Consider the following 17,965-nt stretch of genomic DNA (forward strand, 5'->3'; position numbering starts at 1 on the left):
AGGCTACCGGGCGGCGGGGTCCCCCGGCCCGGGGGCGGTCAGGTCGACCGGATCAGCCCACTGCGGGAACTGCTCCTCGGCCTCGTCGCCCGGGCCGAAGATGAGCATCAGCAGGAAGTACAGGCCGACCGCGATCGCGGGCCAGAGCCAGATGACGCCGGTCGCGCCGATCTGCAGCGGCAGGTCGAAGGTGCCGTTGTTGGGCACGTTCTTCGCGGCGGCGACGATCGAACCGCGGCCCGGGCCGAGCCAGGTGCCGAACCAGGCGGCGAAGTAGGCCGCGCCGACTCCCGCGCCGGCCAGCGCGAGCGCCGCGCCGATCGGGCCGCGGCGGCGGCACCAGAGGAAGGCGGCGACCGCGAGCAGGATGGCGGCGACGGCGCCGCAGATGCCGAAGGTGCCGTCCTGCCCGACGAAGCCCTTGGTCTCCGGGTTCGCGTAGTACGCGGACTTCTGGCCGTTCGAGATGCTCACCACGCCCTGCACCATCGGCGCGACCGCCCGCCAGATCACGGCCACCAGGACACCGGCGATCATCGAGAGCGCGCCGAGCAGCAGCGCGCTGTACGCCTCGCCGCGCCACCAGGGCTTTCCGGTGTCGTACGCGGGCAACGTCGGTGATATCTCGATACTCATCGACGACACTGTTTCACAGCCGCCATGCGGTGTCTCGTCGGGGCGATCAGACGAGCGACTGACGCGCTTACAGGTCGCGCCAGCGCTCTCGGGCATCGCGCGAGTCGGCCGGGGCCTCGCTGAACGCGTGCTGGGTGCGCCGCTGCCTCGCCGGATCGAAGAGCGCGGAGTGCGCGGGGGCGCCGGAGTGCTGCCGGGCCTCGCGCAGCACCAGGGCGCGGACGTACTGCGAGACGCTCTGGCCCGCGGCGAAAGCCAGCCGCTCCAGCGCCTCGTACGTGTCCTCGCTCAGGTCCTCGATCTCGATGCGCGGCATGGAGGGGACTATCGTCCCGGGCCCGCGAAAGCCGCAAGGCCCGGGAGGTGAAATCTTCCGCAGCCGATCGAACGCCAGGTCAGAGCGGGATCAGAGCGGGATCAGAGCCGGATCAGCATCTTGCCGGTGTTGGCGCCGCGGAGCACGCCGAGGAACGCGTCGACGGCGTGGTCGACCCCCTCAACGACGGTCTCCTCGGCGCGCAGCTCGCCGTCCTTGAGCCACTGCGCCGCCTGAGGAATCCAGGTCGGGACGAGGTGCATGTGGTCCATGACGATGAAGCCGCGCAGGGTCAGCCGCTTGCCGATCGCCAAGGCCAGGTTGTCCGGGCCGGGCACCGGCGTGGTGGCGTTGTACTGGGAGATCGCGCCGCACAGCGCGATCCGGCCGCCGAGGTTCGCCCGGGCGATCGCCGCGCGCAGGTGCTCGCCGCCGACGTTGTCGAAGTACACGTCGATGCCCTCCGGCGCGGCGGCCTTCAGCTGCGCCTCGAGGTTGCCGAGCCGGTAGTCGATGGCGACGTCGAACCCGTACTCGTCGGTCAGCCGCTTGGCCTTCTCCGGGCCGCCCGCCGAGCCGATCACCTTGGCGGCGCCCAGCTTCCTGGCGACCTGCCCGGCCACCGAGCCGACCGCGCCCGCGGCGCCGGAGATGAAGACCACGTCGCCCTCCTTGACCGGGGCGACCTCCACCAGGCCGGCGTACGCGGTCAGGCCGGTGGTGCCGAGCACGCCGAGGTACGCCTGGGCGGGGGCGATCTCCGTGTTCACGATCTGCGCGTGCTTGGCGGGGATGTTCGCGTACTCGCGCCAGCCGGCCATGTGCAGCACGGTCGTGCCGACCGGGAGCGACTCGTCCGCGGACTCGACGACCGTGCCGATCGCGCCGCCCTCCATCGGGGCGCCGAGCTGGAACGGCGGCACGTAGGACTTCACGTCGTTCATCCGGCCGCGCATGTACGGGTCCACCGAGAGCCATTCGTTGCGCACGACGACCCGGCCCTGCTCGGGTGCGCCGACCGTGGTCTCGACGAGGGAGAAGTCGTCCTGGACCGGTTCGCCTTGCGGGCGGCGGACGAGGTGGACTTCGCGGCTGACGGTGCTCATGCGGGGACGCTCCTTCGCGGTCGTGCGGGGGTGTGTGCCGGAGATCAGCTCTCGGCGGCGATCAGGTCGAGGGCGCGCTGCAGGTCCTCGGGATACGGCGAGGCGAACTCGACGTGCTCGCCGGTGGCCGGGTGCGCGAAGCCGAGGCGCGCGGCGTGCAGCCACTGCCGGGCGAGCCCGAGCTGCTGGGCGAGCTTGGGGTCGGCGCCGTAGGTCAGGTCGCCGACGCACGGGTGGTGCAGCGCGGACATGTGCACGCGGATCTGGTGTGTGCGGCCGGTTTCCAGCTTGATGTCGAGCAGCGTCGCCCGGCGGTACGCCTCGATGGTGTCGTAATGGGTGACCGAGTCCTTGCCGTCGGCGGTCACCGCCCACTTGTAGTCGAGCTTCGGGTGCCGGCCGATCGGCGCGTCGATGGTGCCGCTCATCGGGTCCGGGTAGCCCTGCACCAGCGCGTTGTACCGCTTGTCCACGGTGCGCTCGCGGAAGGCGTCCTTGAGCACCGAGTATGCGTGCTCTGATTTGGCGACGACCATCAGGCCCGAGGTCCCGACGTCCAGCCGGTGCACCACGCCCTGCCGCTCGGCCGCGCCGGAGGTCGAGATGCGGTATCCGGCGGCGGCCAGCCCGCCGACGACCGTGGTGCCGGTCCAGCCCGGACTCGGGTGCGCCGCGACGCCCACCGGCTTGTCCACGACCACGATGTCGTCGTCGTCGTGCACGATGCGCATCCCGGGCACCGGCTCGGCGATCGCCGCCGCGTCGAAGGTCGCGGCGCCGGGCGGGGGCGGGAGCTCGACCTCGAGCCACGCGCCGCCGCGCACCTTCTCCGACTTGCCCGCGGGCTTGAAGTCGATCGAGACCAGGCCCTGCTCGGCCAGCTCCGCCGCCTTCGTCCTGGACAGCCCGAACATCCGGGCCAACGCGGCGTCCACCCGCTCGCCGTGCAGGCCGTCGGGAATGGGCAGGGAGCGGGACTGGCTGGAGGTCACCCGTCCAGGATACCGGCAAACTAAGCGATCGCTCAGCCGCCGCCCGCTCAGTCCTGGTCGGAGTCGGAATCCCCGGCCGGCGGGGCCTTGCGCTCGTCGGTGCCGTCCGGGTGCAGGCCGCGGAAGGCGAGCAGCACCATCAGGACGCCGCCGCAGGTGATCGCGGAGTCGGCGACGTTGAAGATCGCGAAGTGCGGGAACTGGATGAAGTCCACCACCCAGCCGCGGAACAGGCCGGGGGCGCGCGCGATCCGGTCGGTGAGGTTGCCGATCGCGCCGCCGAGCAGCAGGCCGAGGGCCAGCGCCCAGGGTGCGCTGTAGAGGCTGCGGGCCAGCCGCAGGATGACGAGGATGACACCCACCGCGATGAGCGAGAAGACCGCGGTGTAGCCCCAGCCGATGGAGAAGGCGGCGCCCGAGTTGCGGGTGTAGGTCAGCTGCAGGAAGGAGCCGAGCACGTGCACCGGCTGGCCGGGGGTGAGCTTGGCCACCACCAGCAGCTTCGTCACGACGTCGAGCGCGTAGACGACCGCGGCGACGACGAGCAGGATGCCGATCCGGCGCCGGGCCGGGGCCGCGTCGGCGGTCTCGGGTGCCTCGGGTGACGAGGAGGGCTCGCGCTCGCCGCGGGACGCGCGGTCCGCGTCCTCCTGTGCTGTTTCCACCCGGCGACCCTACAACGTTCACGGTCGGCCGGGCACCACGATGCGTGACGCCCGGCCGGTGACTACGACTAGCGCCGCTCCTGCTTCTCCTTGCAGTCCTTGCAGAGGGTCGCGCGCGGGAACACCTGCAGGCGGGCCTTGCCGACGCCCTCGCCGCACGACTCGCACACGCCGTAGGTGCCGGCCGCGATGCGCGCGAGGGCGCGCTCGGACTGCACCAGCATGTCGCGGGCGTTGTTCGCGATGGACATCTCGTGCTCGCGCTCGAAGTTCTTCGAGCTGGTGTCGGCCTGGTCGTCGCCGGCCCCGGTGCCCGCGTCGCGCAGCAGGTCGCCGAGCGCCTGGTCGGCGGAGACGACGTCGGCGCGCAGCCGGTCGACCTCGGCGCGCAGGTCGGCCTCGACCTCGGCGATCTCCTCGGCGGTCCACGGATCCTCGCCGGGGCGGACCGGCAGCGACTCGATCCCCGCCTTGGTCTTGGTCCCGGTGGTGCGAGCGGGGGTGCGCGGGGCGCGGGCTGCGGGCGCCTTGGTCGCCGGGCGCGCGGCGGACTTGGCCGCGGGCGCCTTCTTCGCGGTCTTGGCTGCGGGCGACGAGGCCGCCGGGGTGGCGGTGGTACGCGCGGTGGTGCTCAAGGTGCATCCCTCGCTCTCGGATCGGATCAAAAGGACCGGTCACCACCAGCGGATCCGCGGTGGGCCGGCCGGGCTGCGGGTAGGTCCAACGCGGTTGCGTCGTTCACCCATTCCGCATAACGGGTTACGCGGCAGATTGGTGCCCGGCCCGGCGAAGCGCTAATCACGGAACGGTGAAGATCTTTTCCGGCCGATCGCTGGGCCGACCGGCTGACAGTACGCCCGGTGACCATGCGGTTTCGCATGGTAAACCGGCTACTTCAACCCCGAAGCATGTCGAGCCTGGTCACGAGGTCGGCCGGCGGGTCCTCGACGAGCAGCACCTTGTCCCTGCTGGTGGCGCCGCTGTGCAGGCTGACGGCCGAACGGCGGACCCCGAGCGCCGCGGCCACCGCCCGGAGCGCGGCGGCGGTGGCGCGCCCGTCCACCGCGCGCTCCGTCACTGCCACGACGAGCGCCCCCTTGTCCCCGTACGATCCGCCCACCCTGGCGCGCGCCGAGCCCGGCTTCACCCGGATGGGGATCTTGACGGGAGGGGCGGCGGGCGGCACGGCGGAGATCACGGTATCGATTTAACCGAATGAGACCACGTCCGCGAAGCCGTACACTGGAGCCCTGCGGATCGAGTCGGCGACGAAGGGGCCATCACCCCCGAGCCGCCGGAAGAACGGGACCCCCGCGCGGGCTCCTCAGTAGAACCGGCCTTTCCGCGAGTTGAGTGGGTGTGAGTTCCCCGAGCGGGAACCGCGCCAAGGAGGGTGGTACCGCGGGACGCCGTCTGCCGACGAGCGCTCGTCCCTTCGTGACCGGTGCTGCGCGAGGCCAGGGCCTTCGCAGCATACGACGAGCCGCGGAGGGACCCGCCGATGTACCGCCCCGTACCCGCCAAGGCGGACCTGGTCACCCTCGAACACGAGGTGCTCGACCTTTGGCGCCAGGAGTCCGTGTTCCGCAAGTCCCTCGAGGCGACGGCGGACGGACCGCGCTGGACCTTCTACGAGGGCCCGCCGACCGCGAACGGCATGCCCGGCACGCACCACGTCGAGGCGCGCGTGTTCAAGGACGTCTTCCCGCGCTTCAAGACGATGAAGGGCTACCGCGTCGAGCGGCAGGGCGGCTGGGACTGCCACGGCCTGCCGGTCGAGCTCGCGGTGGAGAAGGAGCTGGGCTTCACCGGCAAGAAGGACATCGAGGCGTACGGCATCGCCGAGTTCAACGCCAAGTGCCGCGCGTCGGTCGAGCGGCACGTCGACGAGTTCGAGAAGCTCACCGAGCGCATGGGCTACTGGGTGGACCTGTCCAAGGCCTACTGGACCATGAACCCGTCCTACATCGAGTCGGTGTGGTGGTCGCTCAAGCAGATCTTCGACAAGGGCCTGCTCGTCCAGGACCACCGCGTGGCGCCCTACTGCCCGCGCTGCGGCACCGGCCTCTCAGACCACGAACTCGCGCAGGGCTACGAGACGATCGTCGATCCGTCCGTGTACGTGCGGATGCCGCTGACCTCCGGCCCGCTCGCCGGCGCGGCCGCGCTGCTGGTGTGGACGACGACGCCGTGGACGCTGCCGTCGAACACCGCGGTCGCCGTGCACCCCGACGTGACCTACGTGGCCGTGAGCAACGGCAACGAGACGGTGGTCGTGGCCGAGCCGCTGGTCGAGAAGGCGCTCGGCGAGGGCTGGGAGCAGGTCGGCGCGTCGTACTCCGGCCGCGAGATGGAGCGCTGGTCCTATCAGCGTCCGTTCGAGCTGGTCGAGTTCCCGGCCGACGTGCCGACGCACTACGTCGTGCTCGACGGCTACGTGACCACGGAGGACGGCACCGGCCTGGTGCACCAGGCACCGGCGTTCGGTGAGGACGACCTCCGAGTGAGCCGGAACTACGGCCTGCCGGTAGTCAACCCGGTGCGCCCGGACGGCACCTTCGACGAGTCGGTGCCGCTGGTCGGCGGCGTGTTCTTCAAGAAGGCCGACGAGCGGCTGGTCGCGGACATGCGTGACCGCGGCGTGCTGTTCCGGCACCTCGAATACGAGCACTCCTACCCGCACTGCTGGCGCTGCCACACCGCGCTGCTCTACTACGCGCAGCCGTCGTGGTACATCCGCACCACGGCCGTCAAGGACGCCCTGCTCCGGGAGAACGAGGCGACGAACTGGTACCCGGAGAACGTCAAGCACGGCCGGTACGGCGACTGGCTGAACAACAACATCGACTGGGCGCTGTCGCGTAACCGGTACTGGGGCACGCCGCTGCCGATCTGGCGCTGCGCCGAGGGGCACCTGACGTGCGTCGGTTCGCTGAGCGAGCTCGGCGCGCTGGCCGGTCGCGACCTGGCCGGCCTGGATCCGCACCGGCCGTTCATCGACGAGGTCTCCTTCCCCTGCCCCTCGAAGGACGGCGACGCGGCGTGCGGCGCCACGGCCGAGCGGGTGCCCGAGGTCATCGACTGCTGGTACGACGCCGGGTCGATGCCGTTCGCGCAGCTCGGCTATCCGCACCTGGACGGCTCGGTCGACGAGTTCCAGGCCTCGTACCCCGCGGACTTCATCTGCGAGGCCATCGACCAGACGCGCGGCTGGTTCTACACGCTGATGGCGATCGGCACGCTGGTCTTCGATCAGTCCTCGTATCGAAACGTGCTGTGTCTCGGGCACATCATGGCCGAGGACGGCCGGAAGATGTCCAAGCACCTGGGCAACATCCTGGAGCCGATCCCGCTGATGGACCGGCACGGCGCGGACCCGCTGCGCTGGTTCATGCTGGCGGGCGGCTCGCCGTGGTCGGCGCGCCGGGTGGGCGACGGGACCATCCAGGAGGTCGTGCGCAAGACGCTGGGCACCTACTGGAGCACCGTGGCCTTCCAGGTGCTCTACGCGCGGGCCGGGGACTGGACGCCGTCGCCGGGCGACCCGGCGCCGGCCGAGCGGCCGGTGCTGGACCGCTGGGTGCTCTCCGAGCTGAACCGGCTGGTGCGCGACGTGGACGCGGCGCTGGAGGACTTCGACACCCAGCAGACCGGCAAGCTGCTCGCGACCTTCGTCGAGGACCTGTCGAACTGGTACGTGCGGCGGTCCCGGCGGCGGTTCTGGAAGGCGGAGCCCGCGGCCCTGGCCACCCTGCACACCGTGCTGGACACGCTCACCCGGCTGATGGCCCCGCTGGTGCCGTTCATCACCGAGCGGGTCTGGCAGGACGTGGTGCGCCCGGTCTCCCCGGACGCCCCGGAGTCGGTGCACCTGGCCGCGTGGCCGGTGGCCGACGAAGCGGTGATCGACGACCGGCTGGCGGCCCAGATGGCGATGGTGCGACGGCTGGTCGAGCTGGGCCGGGCCACGCGTGCCGAGTCCTCGGTGCGGACCCGGCAGCTGCTCGGCCGGGCCCTGGTCGGTGCGAACGGCTGGGCCGAACTGGGCGAGGAACTGCGCGCGCAGATCGCCGAGGAACTGAACGTGCAGAGCACTGACGCACTCAGCGACGCGGCGGGCGACCTGCTGCAGTACAGCGCGAAGGGCAACTTCCGCGCGCTCGGCAAGCGCTTCGCGAAGCGGACTCCGCTGGTGGCCAACGCGATCGCGGCGGCGGACGCGGCCGAACTGGCGGCGGCGCTGCGCTCGGCCGGCGTGGCCACGGTCCTGGTCGAGGGCGAGCCGGTCGAGGTGACGGCCGAGGAGGTCATCGTCACCGAGACCCCGCAGGAGGGCTGGGCGGTCGCCACCGCCGGCGGCGAGACCGTCGCGCTGGATCTGACGATCACTCCGGAGCTCAAGCTGGCCGGCCTCTCCCGCGACGCCGTGCGGCTGATCCAGGAGGCGCGCAAGACCAGCGGTCTCGAGGTCTCGGACCGGATCACGCTGCGCTGGTTCGCCTCCGACGCCGACACCGTCGCGGCCCTGACGGCGCATCAGGCGTCGATCGCGGAGGAGGTGCTCGCCGTCGAGTTCGCCGCGCACGGCGCGTCGCTGGGCGCGGAGGCCTTCCGCGACGAGGAGCTGGGCCTGGAGTTCACGGTCGCGAAGGCCGGCTGACCCGGGCCCGGATTCGCCGGAACTCGCACGCCGCCGGTCAGCTCGGAACTCAGCCGAGCCGACAGGCGGCGGAGACCGACGAGGCGGTCACGTGGTTCTTATCCGCCGTGAGGACGCTGATATCGGTCAGCGTGAGCTTGATCACACCATCGGGGGCCGCGAGGTCGTCGAGGGCGGCATTGGCGGCGAATTTTCCCTTATTGTCCGCTTGGCTCACCCGGAAACGGTTCGTCCGGCCGTTCGCCGTGACCTTGTAGACGGCGAAGCCGGAGGACGGGTCCGCGTTCGCGATGTAGATCCGCAGCGTGCAGGTCACCGGGCGCTTGAAGGCGAAGGCCCAGTTCGCGCTTGACCCGGATTCAGATGCATTGCCCGATTTGCGGAAGGTGTCCGTCGTGCCGCCGCAGGCCGGATCGCCGCCGGCGATCCCGGTCTCCAGGCTGCCGGATGTGATGGAAAACACAGTCCACTTCGAGCTCGCACAGCCCGGTCCGGCCAGGACCGTGCCCCCGGCGAAGGCGGAGACGCTGCTCGCGGAGTTGTTCTTCTTCGCGCCGGCGGTGGCGGAGTGGGTCGTCGTGCCCGCCGTGGCGGCGTGCGACGGACGGGCGAGCGCCGCGACGGCGAACCAACTGGTCACGCCCAGCGCCGCGACGACCAAGGCGACGAGCAGGCCGAGCGGGCCGCGGCGTATCCGTCGGGCTCGGAAGCTGTCGGCGGTCGGCCTGACGGAGCGTTCGCCGGTCTCGGGCAGCGGGGTGACGGGCCTGCTCGGCGTGACGGGCGCGATGGGCGTGATGACGGTCGCGGCGGCGACCAGGGTGGGGTCCGGGAGGATCGGCTCGGCGGGAAGGGCCGCGGCGGCGTTCTGCCGGGCGAGGTCGACGATGCGCAGGCCCGTCGCGGCGACCGCCTCGAGACGCGGCCGGTCCTCGGCGCTCTTCGCCAGGCAGGCGGTGACCAGCTCGCGCAGCTCGTCCGGCACGCCGTCGAGGTTCGGTTCGCCGTGCACGATGCGGTAGATGACCGTGGCCGCGTCACCGCCGGAGTACGGCGAGAGGGCGGTGGTGGCGAAGACGAGCACCGCGCCGAGTGCGAAGACGTCCACGGCCGGGCCGACGGAGCGCGGGTCGGCGATCTGCTCCGGCGCCATGTAGCCGGGCGTGCCCATGGTCCAGCCGGACACGCTGAGGGTGGTGGCGTCCGCGGTTCGGGCGATGCCGAAGTCGACGACGCGCGGGCCGTCCGGTGCCAGGATGATGTTCGCGGGCTTGAGATCGCGGTGCACCACGCCCGCGGTGTGGATCGTGGACAACGCGCCGGCCACGCCGACCGCGAGCCCCGCCGCGGCCCGCACAGAGAGCGGACCACGTTCGGCGACCAGGCGATCCAGCGTCGGGCCGTCGATGTACTCGGTGGCCAACCAGGGCGGGTCGGCGTCCGGATCTCCGTCCAGCACCCGGGCCGTGCCGTCGCCCTCGACCCGCCGCGCGGCCGCCAACTCCCGCCGGAACCGTGCGCGCGCCGTCGCGTCGCCGGTCTGCGAGAGCACTTTCAGGGCGACCGCGGCCGCGTCAGCCGCGCCCTCCTGCCGGGCCAGGAACACCCGGCCCATGCCGCCCTGCCCGAGGACCGCCTCAAGGCGGTACGGGCCCACCTGAGCCGGGTCGCTGGCCCGCAACGGGCGTACCGAGGACGCGGTGTATCCCGCACTCGCCACCGCGAGCGCCGCGCGCCACTCGGCGACCGTCTCCTGCCCCACACCGGCAGTCAAGCAGTCGCGCGCCCTAGTGCGCCAGGGGGCGCACTCTGTATGGGAGTATGAGCACTACCCGTGAGACCATGGCTACGGCTAGTATTGACGTGGGGTCAGAAACCGCATTCCGAACCGTATCCCGTCATGCGGCGAGCCTGACCTCCGGGAGCCGCGGCACCACGCCGGACCGCGGGCCACCGGAGCGTACGCCTCACGCCGCGAGATGGAACCAGATGGGAGCCTCAGCCGTCAGGAGTCGGGGTCCACGCCCACGAGCGGAGTCCGCATCGCGCGGCCTCGGCTGTCGGCGTCCTCGTCCATGAGCTCGTCCACGGGTACTGTCCGCGTCGCGCGGCCTCAGCTGTCGGCGTCCTCGTCGATCAGGAAGCCGCGCATCGGGGACGGGGTCGGCGGGAAGCCCGGGTTCGGCTGCGGCGGGACACCGGGCCGGATCGGGGCCATCGTCTGGGTCATCTGGCTCATCGAGGAGCCGGCCATGGCAGGAGCCTGCCCGGGCATGCCCGGGTTCGGCGCCGCCGCGGCGTAGCTCGGCTGCGAGCCGGACTGCCCCATGCCCGGAACCATGCCGATGCCGGAGGAGTTCAGGCCGCCCATGCCGGGCATGGACTGGGGCTGCTGCTGCTGGGGCGGAGCCTGCGGGGGCGCAGCCGACGCCGAGCTGCCCGGACCGAGCTGCGGCACGCCGCCACCCGAGTAGGACGAGCCGGAGCTGCGGGCCAGCGCCGAGTCCTCGCTGCTGTTCGACTCGAGCTGGCGCATCTGGCTCTCCAGGTACGACTTGAGCCGCTGCCGGTACTCGCGCTCGAAGGCGCGCAGGTCCTCGACCTTGCGCTCGAGCGAGGCACGGGCCTGCTCCAGCGTGCCCATCGCGACGCGGTGCTTCTCCTGCGCGTCCCGCTCCAGGGCCTCGGCCTTGTTGCGGGCCTCGCGCTCGAGCCCGTCGGCCCGGGTGCGCGCCTCGCCGACGATCTTGTTGGCCTCGTTGCGCGCCTCGGCGATCGCCTGGTCGGCCGTCTGCTGCGCCAGCGCCAGCACGCGCGCGGCGGAGTCGCCGCCCGGCTGCACCTGCGGGTACTGGGGCTGCTGCGGCACCGCCATGGCCATCGGCATCGGGGCGGGCAGCTGCGGAGGTATGGGCTGCGGCTCGCGACGCTGCGGCATCCGGTCCATGGGTACCGGAGCGCGATCCATCGGCGGGCGATCCATCGGGCCAGGCCCACCCCGATCCATCGGACCGGACTGCTGCGCGGCCTGCGCCTGCTGCTGGGCCTGCTGCGCCTGTTGCTGGGCCTGGGCCGCGGCGCGAGTCGCCGCCGCCAGCTTGGCGCGCAGCTCCTCGTTCTCCCGCAGCAGACGGGTCAGCTCCGCCTCCACCTCATCCAGGAAGGCATCGACTTCTTCTTCGTCGTAGCCCTCGCGGAGGCGGACGGTCGTGAACTGCTTGTTGTGCACATCCTCGGGGGTCAACGGCATCTCTTCACCTCGGCGTGGTCGTCGGCGTACCGGACAGACAATATCTCGTGTCCTGGCTGTTATGTATCGTCAGATCGTCGCTCAGATCGTTCCCACGAACTGGATCGCCAGGAACAGGATGATCACTAACAGCAAGAACGCCAGGTCGAGCGCCAGACCGCCGATCCGCAACGGCGGGATGTACCGCCGCAGAAACTTCAGCGGCGGATCGGTGGCGGTGTAGGCGGACTCCACGGCTACCAGCATGACACCGCGTGGGTCGTACGAGCGGGCGAATTGGAAAACCCACGTCATCACGAGCCGGAACATGAGCAGGATCCAGTAGACCCAGAGCACAACCGTGATCACTTGGATCGCCACGTGCATCCGCCGCACCGTTCCTTCCGGACCGCAGTCACCCGCGGCGTCCGGTCGGACACCGTCGGTCAGCTCTGGTTGAAGAACCCGCCTTCTGCGATGCGGGCCTTGTCCTCGGCCGTCACATCGACGTTAGCAGGTGACAGCAGAAAGACCTTCTGTGTCACTCTCTCGATGCTTCCCCGCAGGCCGAAAACCAAGCCTGCCGCGAAGTCGACCAGCCGCTTCGCGTCCGGGTCGCCCATCTCGCTCAGGTTCATGATGACCGGGGTGCCGTCGCGGAAGTGCTCGCCGATGGTGCGCGCGTCGTCGTAGCGCTGCGGGTGCAGCGTGGTGATCCGGTACGGCTCGCCGGCGCCGGATCCGTTGCGCTCGTAGGAATCCGGCAGCACCGCCACCGTGGTCGGCCGGATCGAGGCCGAGGGCTGCCGCGCCGGCACCGGGACGTTCGAGCGCCGGGTCTGCTCGGCCAGGAACAGCGGCCGCACCTCCTGCTCGGCGGCCGAGGGCGGCGCCTGGCGCGGCGCCGCGGGCTCGCTGTAGCGCGGCGGCTGCTGGGCGAAGCGCGGGACGAACTCCTCCTCGCGCTCCTCCTCGGCCTGCTCGGCGTGCGCCTCCGCGGGCTCGGCGGACTCGTAGTCCTCGTCCTCGTACGCGTAGGGGTCCTCCCCCTCGGACAGACCGAGGTAGACGGCCGTCTTCTTGATGAAACCGGGCATGACCCGTCCTTCCGTCTAATCCTGGTCCGCACGCCTGCGACTGCTGACATTCACTGTCTGAGTCAGCGGCTGATCGGCTTTACTCATGAAACCCACTCAAATCACGACGTTACCGCAGCGGAGGCCTGCCGCCGAGCAACGCGGTCCCGATGCGGACGTGTGTCGCACCCGCGGCGACGGCCGCTTCGAGATCTCCACTCATCCCCGCCGAGAGTGACACGGCATCAGCATGGATTCCACGCAGTTGCGCGGCAAGGTCGCCGAGGCGCTCGAATGCGGGCTCCGGCGGCACGCCGAGCGGGGCCACCGCCATCAGCCCGGCCAGCGCCAACGCGTCGGATCCGGCCACCGCGTCAGCGATTTCGAGCACCTCGTCCGGATGCGCGCCGCCCCGCCCCGATCCGTCGCGCACGGCCTCGAGGTCCAGATTGACCTGCACGAACGCGCGGATCCGGCGTTCGGCGCGGAACGCGGCCCTGTCCAGCGCGGTGACGAGAGAGAGCCGATCGACCGACTCGACGGCGTCGGCATAGGAGACGACTGATTTGACCTTGTTCGTCTGGAGCTGTCCGATGAAGTGCCATTCGGGCTTGGGATCCGACGCCGCGTCGGTAAAATCCGCGGCGCGTTCCGCGGCCACCTGCGCCGCCTTCGCCGACGCCTCCTGGTCCCGGTTCTCGCCGAACACGGTCTGGCCGAGGCGAAGCAGGTGGAGCACATCCGAGGCCGGACGGAACTTGGTGACGGCGACGAGCGTCACCTTCCCGGCGTCGCGGCCGGCGGCGGCGCAAGCCGCGGAGATCCGCTCGTTGACGGCGGTCAGGTTCGCGGCGATCTCCGCGGCCCGATCCGCCATCAGGAGGCTCGGGTCTCGGTGTCCGCGGTTCCAGTGTCCGCGGTCATCCAGATGAATCCGGCGAAGCGGCCGGTCACGCCCTCGCGCCGGTAGGAGTAGTGATCCTTCGACTCCATCGCGCAGATCTCGGAGCGGTGGCTGTGCTCCGGGGTGATCCCGGCGGCGCGCAACTGCGCCCAGACCCCGCCGGGGACGTCCACGGACGGCGTGCCCCAGCCGGTCGTGGCGAAGGATTCCGGCACCCGTTCGGCGACGTGCGCGCGCATCGTCTCCGGCACCTCGTAGCAGGATCCGCACACGGCCGGCCCGGTGTACGCGATGATCCGGGAGGGTTCGGCGCCGAGCGAGGCCATCCTCGCGACGGTCGCGGGCACCACCCCGGCGGCCATCCCGGGACGCCCCGCGTGCGCGGTGGCGATGATCCCGGCCGCGGGATCGGCCAGCAGGACCGGGGTGCAGTCGGCGACCATGATCGCCAGGCCCAGGCCGGGCACGTCGGTGAGGCCGGCGTCCGCCTCGGGCCGCTCCCCGTCGTCCCAGGGCTCGCGGGCCAGGACCACCTCGGCCCCGTGAACCTGCGTCAGATAGACCACGCGCTCGGGATCGAGCCCGAGCCCGGTCGCGGCGAGCTCGCGGTTGCGCCGGACCGCCGCCGGATCGTCGCCGACGTGGTCGGCGAGATTGAGCGAACCGTAGGGCGCCGCGCTGACGCCGCCGTGCCGGTCCGAGAAGGCGAGGCGAACCCGGCCGTGCCTGAAGATCTCCACACCTGGAGCCTATCCGCCGGCGGGCCCGGCCCGCCTAGTTGATGTTCTTCAGGAAAGCGGGGATGTCGATGTCGTCCTCGGCCCGGGTCGGCGGGATCGTCGGCAGCGGCGCGGTGTTCGCGTTCGCGTCCTCCTCCGGCGCGGGGGTCGAGCCGCCGAGCATCCCGTTGTGCACGGTGGTGCCGCCGGCCTCGGCCTTGTCGGTGTGCGTGATCACCGGCTCGCGGCGCTTGGTCGGCTGGCCGCCGTCGAAGCCCGCGGCGATGACGGTGACCCGCACCTCGTCGCCGAGGCCGTCGTCGATCACGGCGCCGAAGATGATGTTCGCGTCCTGGTGGGCCGCCTCGGAGACCAGCTGCGCGGCCTCGTTGATCTCGAACAGGCCGAGGTCCGAGCCGCCGGAGATGGACAGCAGCACGCCGCGCGCGCCGTCGATCGAGGCCTCGAGCAGCGGGGAGGAGATCGCCATCTCGGCCGCCGCCGTCGCCCGGTTCTCGCCGCGCGCTGAGCCGATGCCCATCAGCGCGGAACCCGCCTCGGACATCACCGACTTGACGTCGGCGAAGTCCAGGTTGATCAGGCCCGGGGTGGTGATCAGGTCCGTGATGCCCTGGACGCCGCTGAGCAGCACCTGGTCGGCGGACTTGAAGGCGTCGAGCACGGTGGCGCCCGGCGCGGAGATCGAGAGCAGCCGGTCGTTGGGGATGACGATGAGGGTGTCGACCTCGGCGCGCAGCTCCGCGATGCCCTCCTCGGCCTGCGTCGCCCGGCGCCGTCCCTCGAAGGTGAACGGCCGGGTGACCACGCCGATGGTGAGCGCGCCGAGCGAACGGGCGATCCGCGCGACGACGGGCGCGCCGCCGGTGCCGGTGCCGCCGCCCTCGCCCGCGGTCACGAACACCATGTCGGCGCCCTTGATGACCTCTTCGATCTCCTCGGCATGGTCCTCGGCGGCCTTCTTGCCCACGTCGGGGTTCGCGCCCGCGCCCAGACCACGCGTCAGTTCACGCCCGACGTCGAGCTTGACGTCCGCGTCGCTCATCAGCAGCGCCTGCGCGTCGGTGTTGATCGCGATGAACTCGACACCCTTGAGTCCGACCTCGATCATCCGGTTGATCGCGTTGACGCCGCCGCCGCCGATGCCCACGACTTTGATGACGGCCAGGTAGTTCTGGGGTGCACCCACGATTCGAAGGCCTCTCGCGCTGGTGAGTTGTTCGCCGCGGCGCGCGGTCAGCGGCCGCGCACACGGTCCAGTCAAGAACTGTATCGCCCCTGACGGCCGTCAACATCATCTAGATGACTCCATCGACGAAACGACAGTAGGTCGGACAGTGCTCACCCCGCAACGAACACGCCGAAAGTCACCCCACCGCAGTTTCGCTGATTACTTGTCGCTTCAACGCTTTATCAGCTTATTTTATGACATTGCCGGAGCATCAGGTGCACTCACATCGTAGTGCCTGCCGCCCCCTATGCGCAGCAGCGCCACCAGATCGCGGGCTTTGTCGACGGCGCCGTCACCGCCGCCCCAATTAACCGTCGCCCCGTCAGTGAATCGCAATGTGATGGCATATGGATCGGACGCGGTGATCGCGGAGATCTGCGCGGCCACGCTCGAGGGCAGGGCGCGCAGCGCGGCGAGGGCTCCGGGCACGACCTCGGCCGCCTTGGCCGGGGCGGAGACCGTGATCACCGGCAGGCCCTTGGTCGCCTTCGAGACCTGGCCGAACACGACGCCGCCGCGGTCGACGACCTCGTATCCCCGCGCGTCCGGAACGAGCGCTGCGGCACTCCGCTCGGTGACCGTGATCACGACGGTTCCCGGCCAGTTCCGGCTCACCTTCGCGGAAGCGACCTGCGGAATCTTATCCACTCGCGCGGCCGCGGCTCCGGTGTTCAGCGCTGCCATCGGGCCGCCTGCGGTGATCTGAGCCGCCGTCAATACCTGTGTTGCGGTGATACTTTTCGTGCCGACGACCTTGATGCCGCGAACCGCGATCAACGAGGTGTGCCAGAGCAGCAGGTATCCGATCAACGCGAGCAGGCACGCGGTCACGGTGAGCGTCACCGAGAGCCGGCGCCAGCGCGCACGCGCCCGCAGCCGGGCCGCGTACAGCCGGGCCGGCAGATCGGAGACGCGTCGCGCGTCCTCGCTGGCGTCGCTCAAGGGCTATCCCTGGATCTCGGCGCGCCGACGCAGCAGGTCGAGCACCTTCGGCCCTACGGTGGTGACGTTGCCCGCGCCCGCGGTCACCACCACGTCGCCCGGCCGCGCCCAGTCCGCGAGCAGCCCCGGCACGTTCGCCGTCTCGGGCTCGAACACGACCTGTTCGGCGGGCAGCGGCACGTCCCGCGCGATCACCGAGCCGGTCACGCCGGGGATCGGGTCCTCGCCGGAGCCCGGGTAGACCTCGAGCACTGCGACAAGATCGGCCGCGCCGAGCGGAGCGCCGTACTCGCGCAGGAAGGCCTGCGCCCGGGAGTAGCGCTGCGGCTGGAACGCGACGATCAGCCGGCCGTTCCCGGCCAGCTCGCGGTAGGCGGCGAGAGTCGCGGCGATCTCGGTCGGGTGGTGCATGTAGTCGTCGTACACGCGCACTCCCCCGACCTCGCCGATCAGCTCCATCCGGCGACGCGCGCCGGTGAAGTGGGCGAGCGCCTTGGCGGCCGCGGCGCGATCGACGAACGCGGACAGCACCGCGACGGCGGCACCGGCGTTCTCGACGTTGTGACGCCCTGTCATATTGAGGTTGAGGTCGATGTCGCCGGCCAGCAGCGCCTTCGAACTGCCGCTGGCGATCGCGACGTCGGTGATGCGGATATCCGCTTCTGCCGAAATCCCGTACGTGAGGACCGTGATCCCCTTCGCGTGCGCGTGCTCGATCGCGATCCGCGCGCCCGGGTCGTCGACGCAGGCCACGAGCGTGCCGCCGGGCTTGATCCGGTCGACGAAGGCCTTGAAGGCCTCGTATACGGCGGCGACGGACTCGAAGTAGTCCGGGTGGTCGAGTTCGACGTTGGTGACGACCGCGATGTCCGGCTCGTAGTGCGTGAAGGTGCCGTCGGACTCGTCGGCCTCGGCGACGAAGACCTCGCCCTTGCCCGCGTGCCCGCTGAGCCCGGTCGCGCCGATCTCGCCGCCGATGATGTACGAGGGGTCGAGGCCGAGCTCGGTCAGCGCGACGGCGAGCATCGAGGTCGTGGTCGTCTTGCCGTGCGTGCCCGCGACGAGCACGGACGTGCGCCCGACCATCAGCGAGGCGAGCGCCGTGGCCCGGTGGATGACGCGGAGGCCGCGCTCCTTCGCCGCGAGGATCTCGACGTTGTCCGCGCGCAGGCCGGTGGAGACGACGACGGTGTCCACGCCGTCCAGGTTCTCCGGGCGCTGGCCGAGCGAGATGATCGCTCCGTCGTGTTCGAGCTCGTCGACCGTCGGCGTGCGCTTGATGTCGCTGCCGGAGACCGGCAGGCCGCGCTCCAGCGCGACGCGCGCGACCGGCGCCATGCCGACGCCGCCGATGCCCACGAAGTGGATCCGGCCCAGCTCCTCGGCCGGCGGCAGCGGATCGAGCCGCCGGTGGTAGAGGCCGTGGATGTTGCTCACGCCATCACCTCGCCGGCGCTCGGCAGGCGCGTTC

General features: G+C 71.0%; 17 protein-coding genes. 1 reads left to right on the forward strand and 16 read right to left on the reverse strand.

Translation table 11 applies throughout. The features are described from left to right. Nucleotides 1-3: 3 nt before the first annotated feature. From VG296_RS16675 to VG296_RS16705, 7 genes are all read right to left on the reverse strand, one after another. Nucleotides 4-636 (reverse strand): hypothetical protein, encoded by a 633-nt coding sequence (locus VG296_RS16675; protein WP_325566651.1) that lies wholly within the window; start codon nucleotides 634-636, stop codon nucleotides 4-6. A gap of 67 nt (nucleotides 637-703) precedes the next feature. After that, nucleotides 704-952 (reverse strand): hypothetical protein, encoded by a 249-nt coding sequence (locus VG296_RS16680; protein ID WP_325566652.1) that lies wholly within the window; start codon nucleotides 950-952, stop codon nucleotides 704-706. Nucleotides 953-1,053: 101 nt separating this feature from the next. Next, a complete protein-coding gene (locus VG296_RS16685) occupies nucleotides 1,054-2,058 on the reverse strand; it encodes an NADP-dependent oxidoreductase (RefSeq protein ID WP_325566653.1) in 1,005 nt (334 codons plus the stop codon). 44 nt (nucleotides 2,059-2,102) lie between these two features. Beyond that, complete coding sequence (locus VG296_RS16690; RefSeq protein ID WP_325566654.1) at nucleotides 2,103-3,050, reverse strand: RluA family pseudouridine synthase; 948 nt, start codon at nucleotides 3,048-3,050, stop codon at nucleotides 2,103-2,105. A 47-nt stretch (nucleotides 3,051-3,097) separates the two neighbouring features. After that, the gene (lspA, locus tag VG296_RS16695) at nucleotides 3,098-3,715 is read right to left on the reverse strand and encodes a signal peptidase II (RefSeq protein WP_325566655.1); all 618 of its coding nucleotides are present in this window, start codon (nucleotides 3,713-3,715) and stop codon (nucleotides 3,098-3,100) included. Nucleotides 3,716-3,783: 68 nt separating this feature from the next. Continuing rightward, on the reverse strand, nucleotides 3,784-4,350 hold the full coding sequence (locus VG296_RS16700; protein WP_325566656.1) for a TraR/DksA family transcriptional regulator: 567 nt from the start codon (nucleotides 4,348-4,350) through the stop codon (nucleotides 3,784-3,786). A gap of 260 nt (nucleotides 4,351-4,610) precedes the next feature. After that, the gene (locus tag VG296_RS16705) at nucleotides 4,611-4,913 is read right to left on the reverse strand and encodes a DUF167 domain-containing protein (RefSeq protein WP_325566657.1); all 303 of its coding nucleotides are present in this window, start codon (nucleotides 4,911-4,913) and stop codon (nucleotides 4,611-4,613) included. A 303-nt stretch (nucleotides 4,914-5,216) separates the two neighbouring features. On the opposite strand from VG296_RS16705, the gene ileS reads away from it, so the two are divergent. After that, on the forward strand, nucleotides 5,217-8,375 hold the full coding sequence (gene ileS / locus VG296_RS16710; RefSeq protein WP_325566658.1) for an isoleucine--tRNA ligase: 3,159 nt from the start codon (nucleotides 5,217-5,219) through the stop codon (nucleotides 8,373-8,375). Nucleotides 8,376-8,424: 49 nt separating this feature from the next. Here ileS and VG296_RS16715 read toward each other — a convergent pair whose 3' ends face one another. The 9 genes from VG296_RS16715 to murC form a co-directional block, all read right to left on the reverse strand. Continuing rightward, on the reverse strand, nucleotides 8,425-10,137 hold the full coding sequence (locus tag VG296_RS16715; protein ID WP_325566659.1) for a serine/threonine-protein kinase: 1,713 nt from the start codon (nucleotides 10,135-10,137) through the stop codon (nucleotides 8,425-8,427). A gap of 351 nt (nucleotides 10,138-10,488) precedes the next feature. Beyond that, a complete protein-coding gene (locus tag VG296_RS16720; protein ID WP_325566660.1) occupies nucleotides 10,489-11,625 on the reverse strand; it encodes a DivIVA domain-containing protein in 1,137 nt (378 codons plus the stop codon). Nucleotides 11,626-11,706: 81 nt separating this feature from the next. Beyond that, nucleotides 11,707-11,991, reverse strand: coding sequence for a YggT family protein (locus tag VG296_RS16725; RefSeq protein ID WP_325566661.1), 285 nt, complete (start codon nucleotides 11,989-11,991; stop codon nucleotides 11,707-11,709). Nucleotides 11,992-12,050: 59 nt separating this feature from the next. After that, nucleotides 12,051-12,701 (reverse strand): cell division protein SepF, encoded by a 651-nt coding sequence (locus VG296_RS16730; RefSeq protein WP_325566662.1) that lies wholly within the window; start codon nucleotides 12,699-12,701, stop codon nucleotides 12,051-12,053. 109 nt (nucleotides 12,702-12,810) lie between these two features. Beyond that, nucleotides 12,811-13,557 carry a YggS family pyridoxal phosphate-dependent enzyme gene (locus tag VG296_RS16735; RefSeq protein ID WP_325566663.1) on the reverse strand — a complete coding sequence of 249 codons (747 nt, stop codon included), beginning with the start codon at nucleotides 13,555-13,557 and terminating at the stop codon, nucleotides 12,811-12,813. Continuing rightward, on the reverse strand, nucleotides 13,557-14,324 hold the full coding sequence (pgeF, locus tag VG296_RS16740; protein WP_325566664.1) for a peptidoglycan editing factor PgeF: 768 nt from the start codon (nucleotides 14,322-14,324) through the stop codon (nucleotides 13,557-13,559). Before pgeF ends, VG296_RS16735 begins: the two co-directional genes overlap by 1 nt. Before the next feature lie 34 nt (nucleotides 14,325-14,358). Further along, nucleotides 14,359-15,510 carry a cell division protein FtsZ gene (ftsZ, locus tag VG296_RS16745; RefSeq protein WP_325566665.1) on the reverse strand — a complete coding sequence of 384 codons (1,152 nt, stop codon included), beginning with the start codon at nucleotides 15,508-15,510 and terminating at the stop codon, nucleotides 14,359-14,361. 234 nt (nucleotides 15,511-15,744) lie between these two features. Continuing rightward, the gene (locus tag VG296_RS16750) at nucleotides 15,745-16,494 is read right to left on the reverse strand and encodes a cell division protein FtsQ/DivIB (protein WP_325566666.1); all 750 of its coding nucleotides are present in this window, start codon (nucleotides 16,492-16,494) and stop codon (nucleotides 15,745-15,747) included. A gap of 3 nt (nucleotides 16,495-16,497) precedes the next feature. Further along, a complete protein-coding gene (gene murC, locus VG296_RS16755; RefSeq protein WP_325566667.1) occupies nucleotides 16,498-17,931 on the reverse strand; it encodes a UDP-N-acetylmuramate--L-alanine ligase in 1,434 nt (477 codons plus the stop codon). Nucleotides 17,932-17,965 lie beyond the last annotated feature (34 nt).

Origin of the sequence: Actinospica sp. (genome assembly GCF_035552695.1) — a bacterium.
Taxonomy (GTDB): Bacteria; Actinomycetota; Actinomycetes; order Streptomycetales; family Catenulisporaceae; genus Actinospica.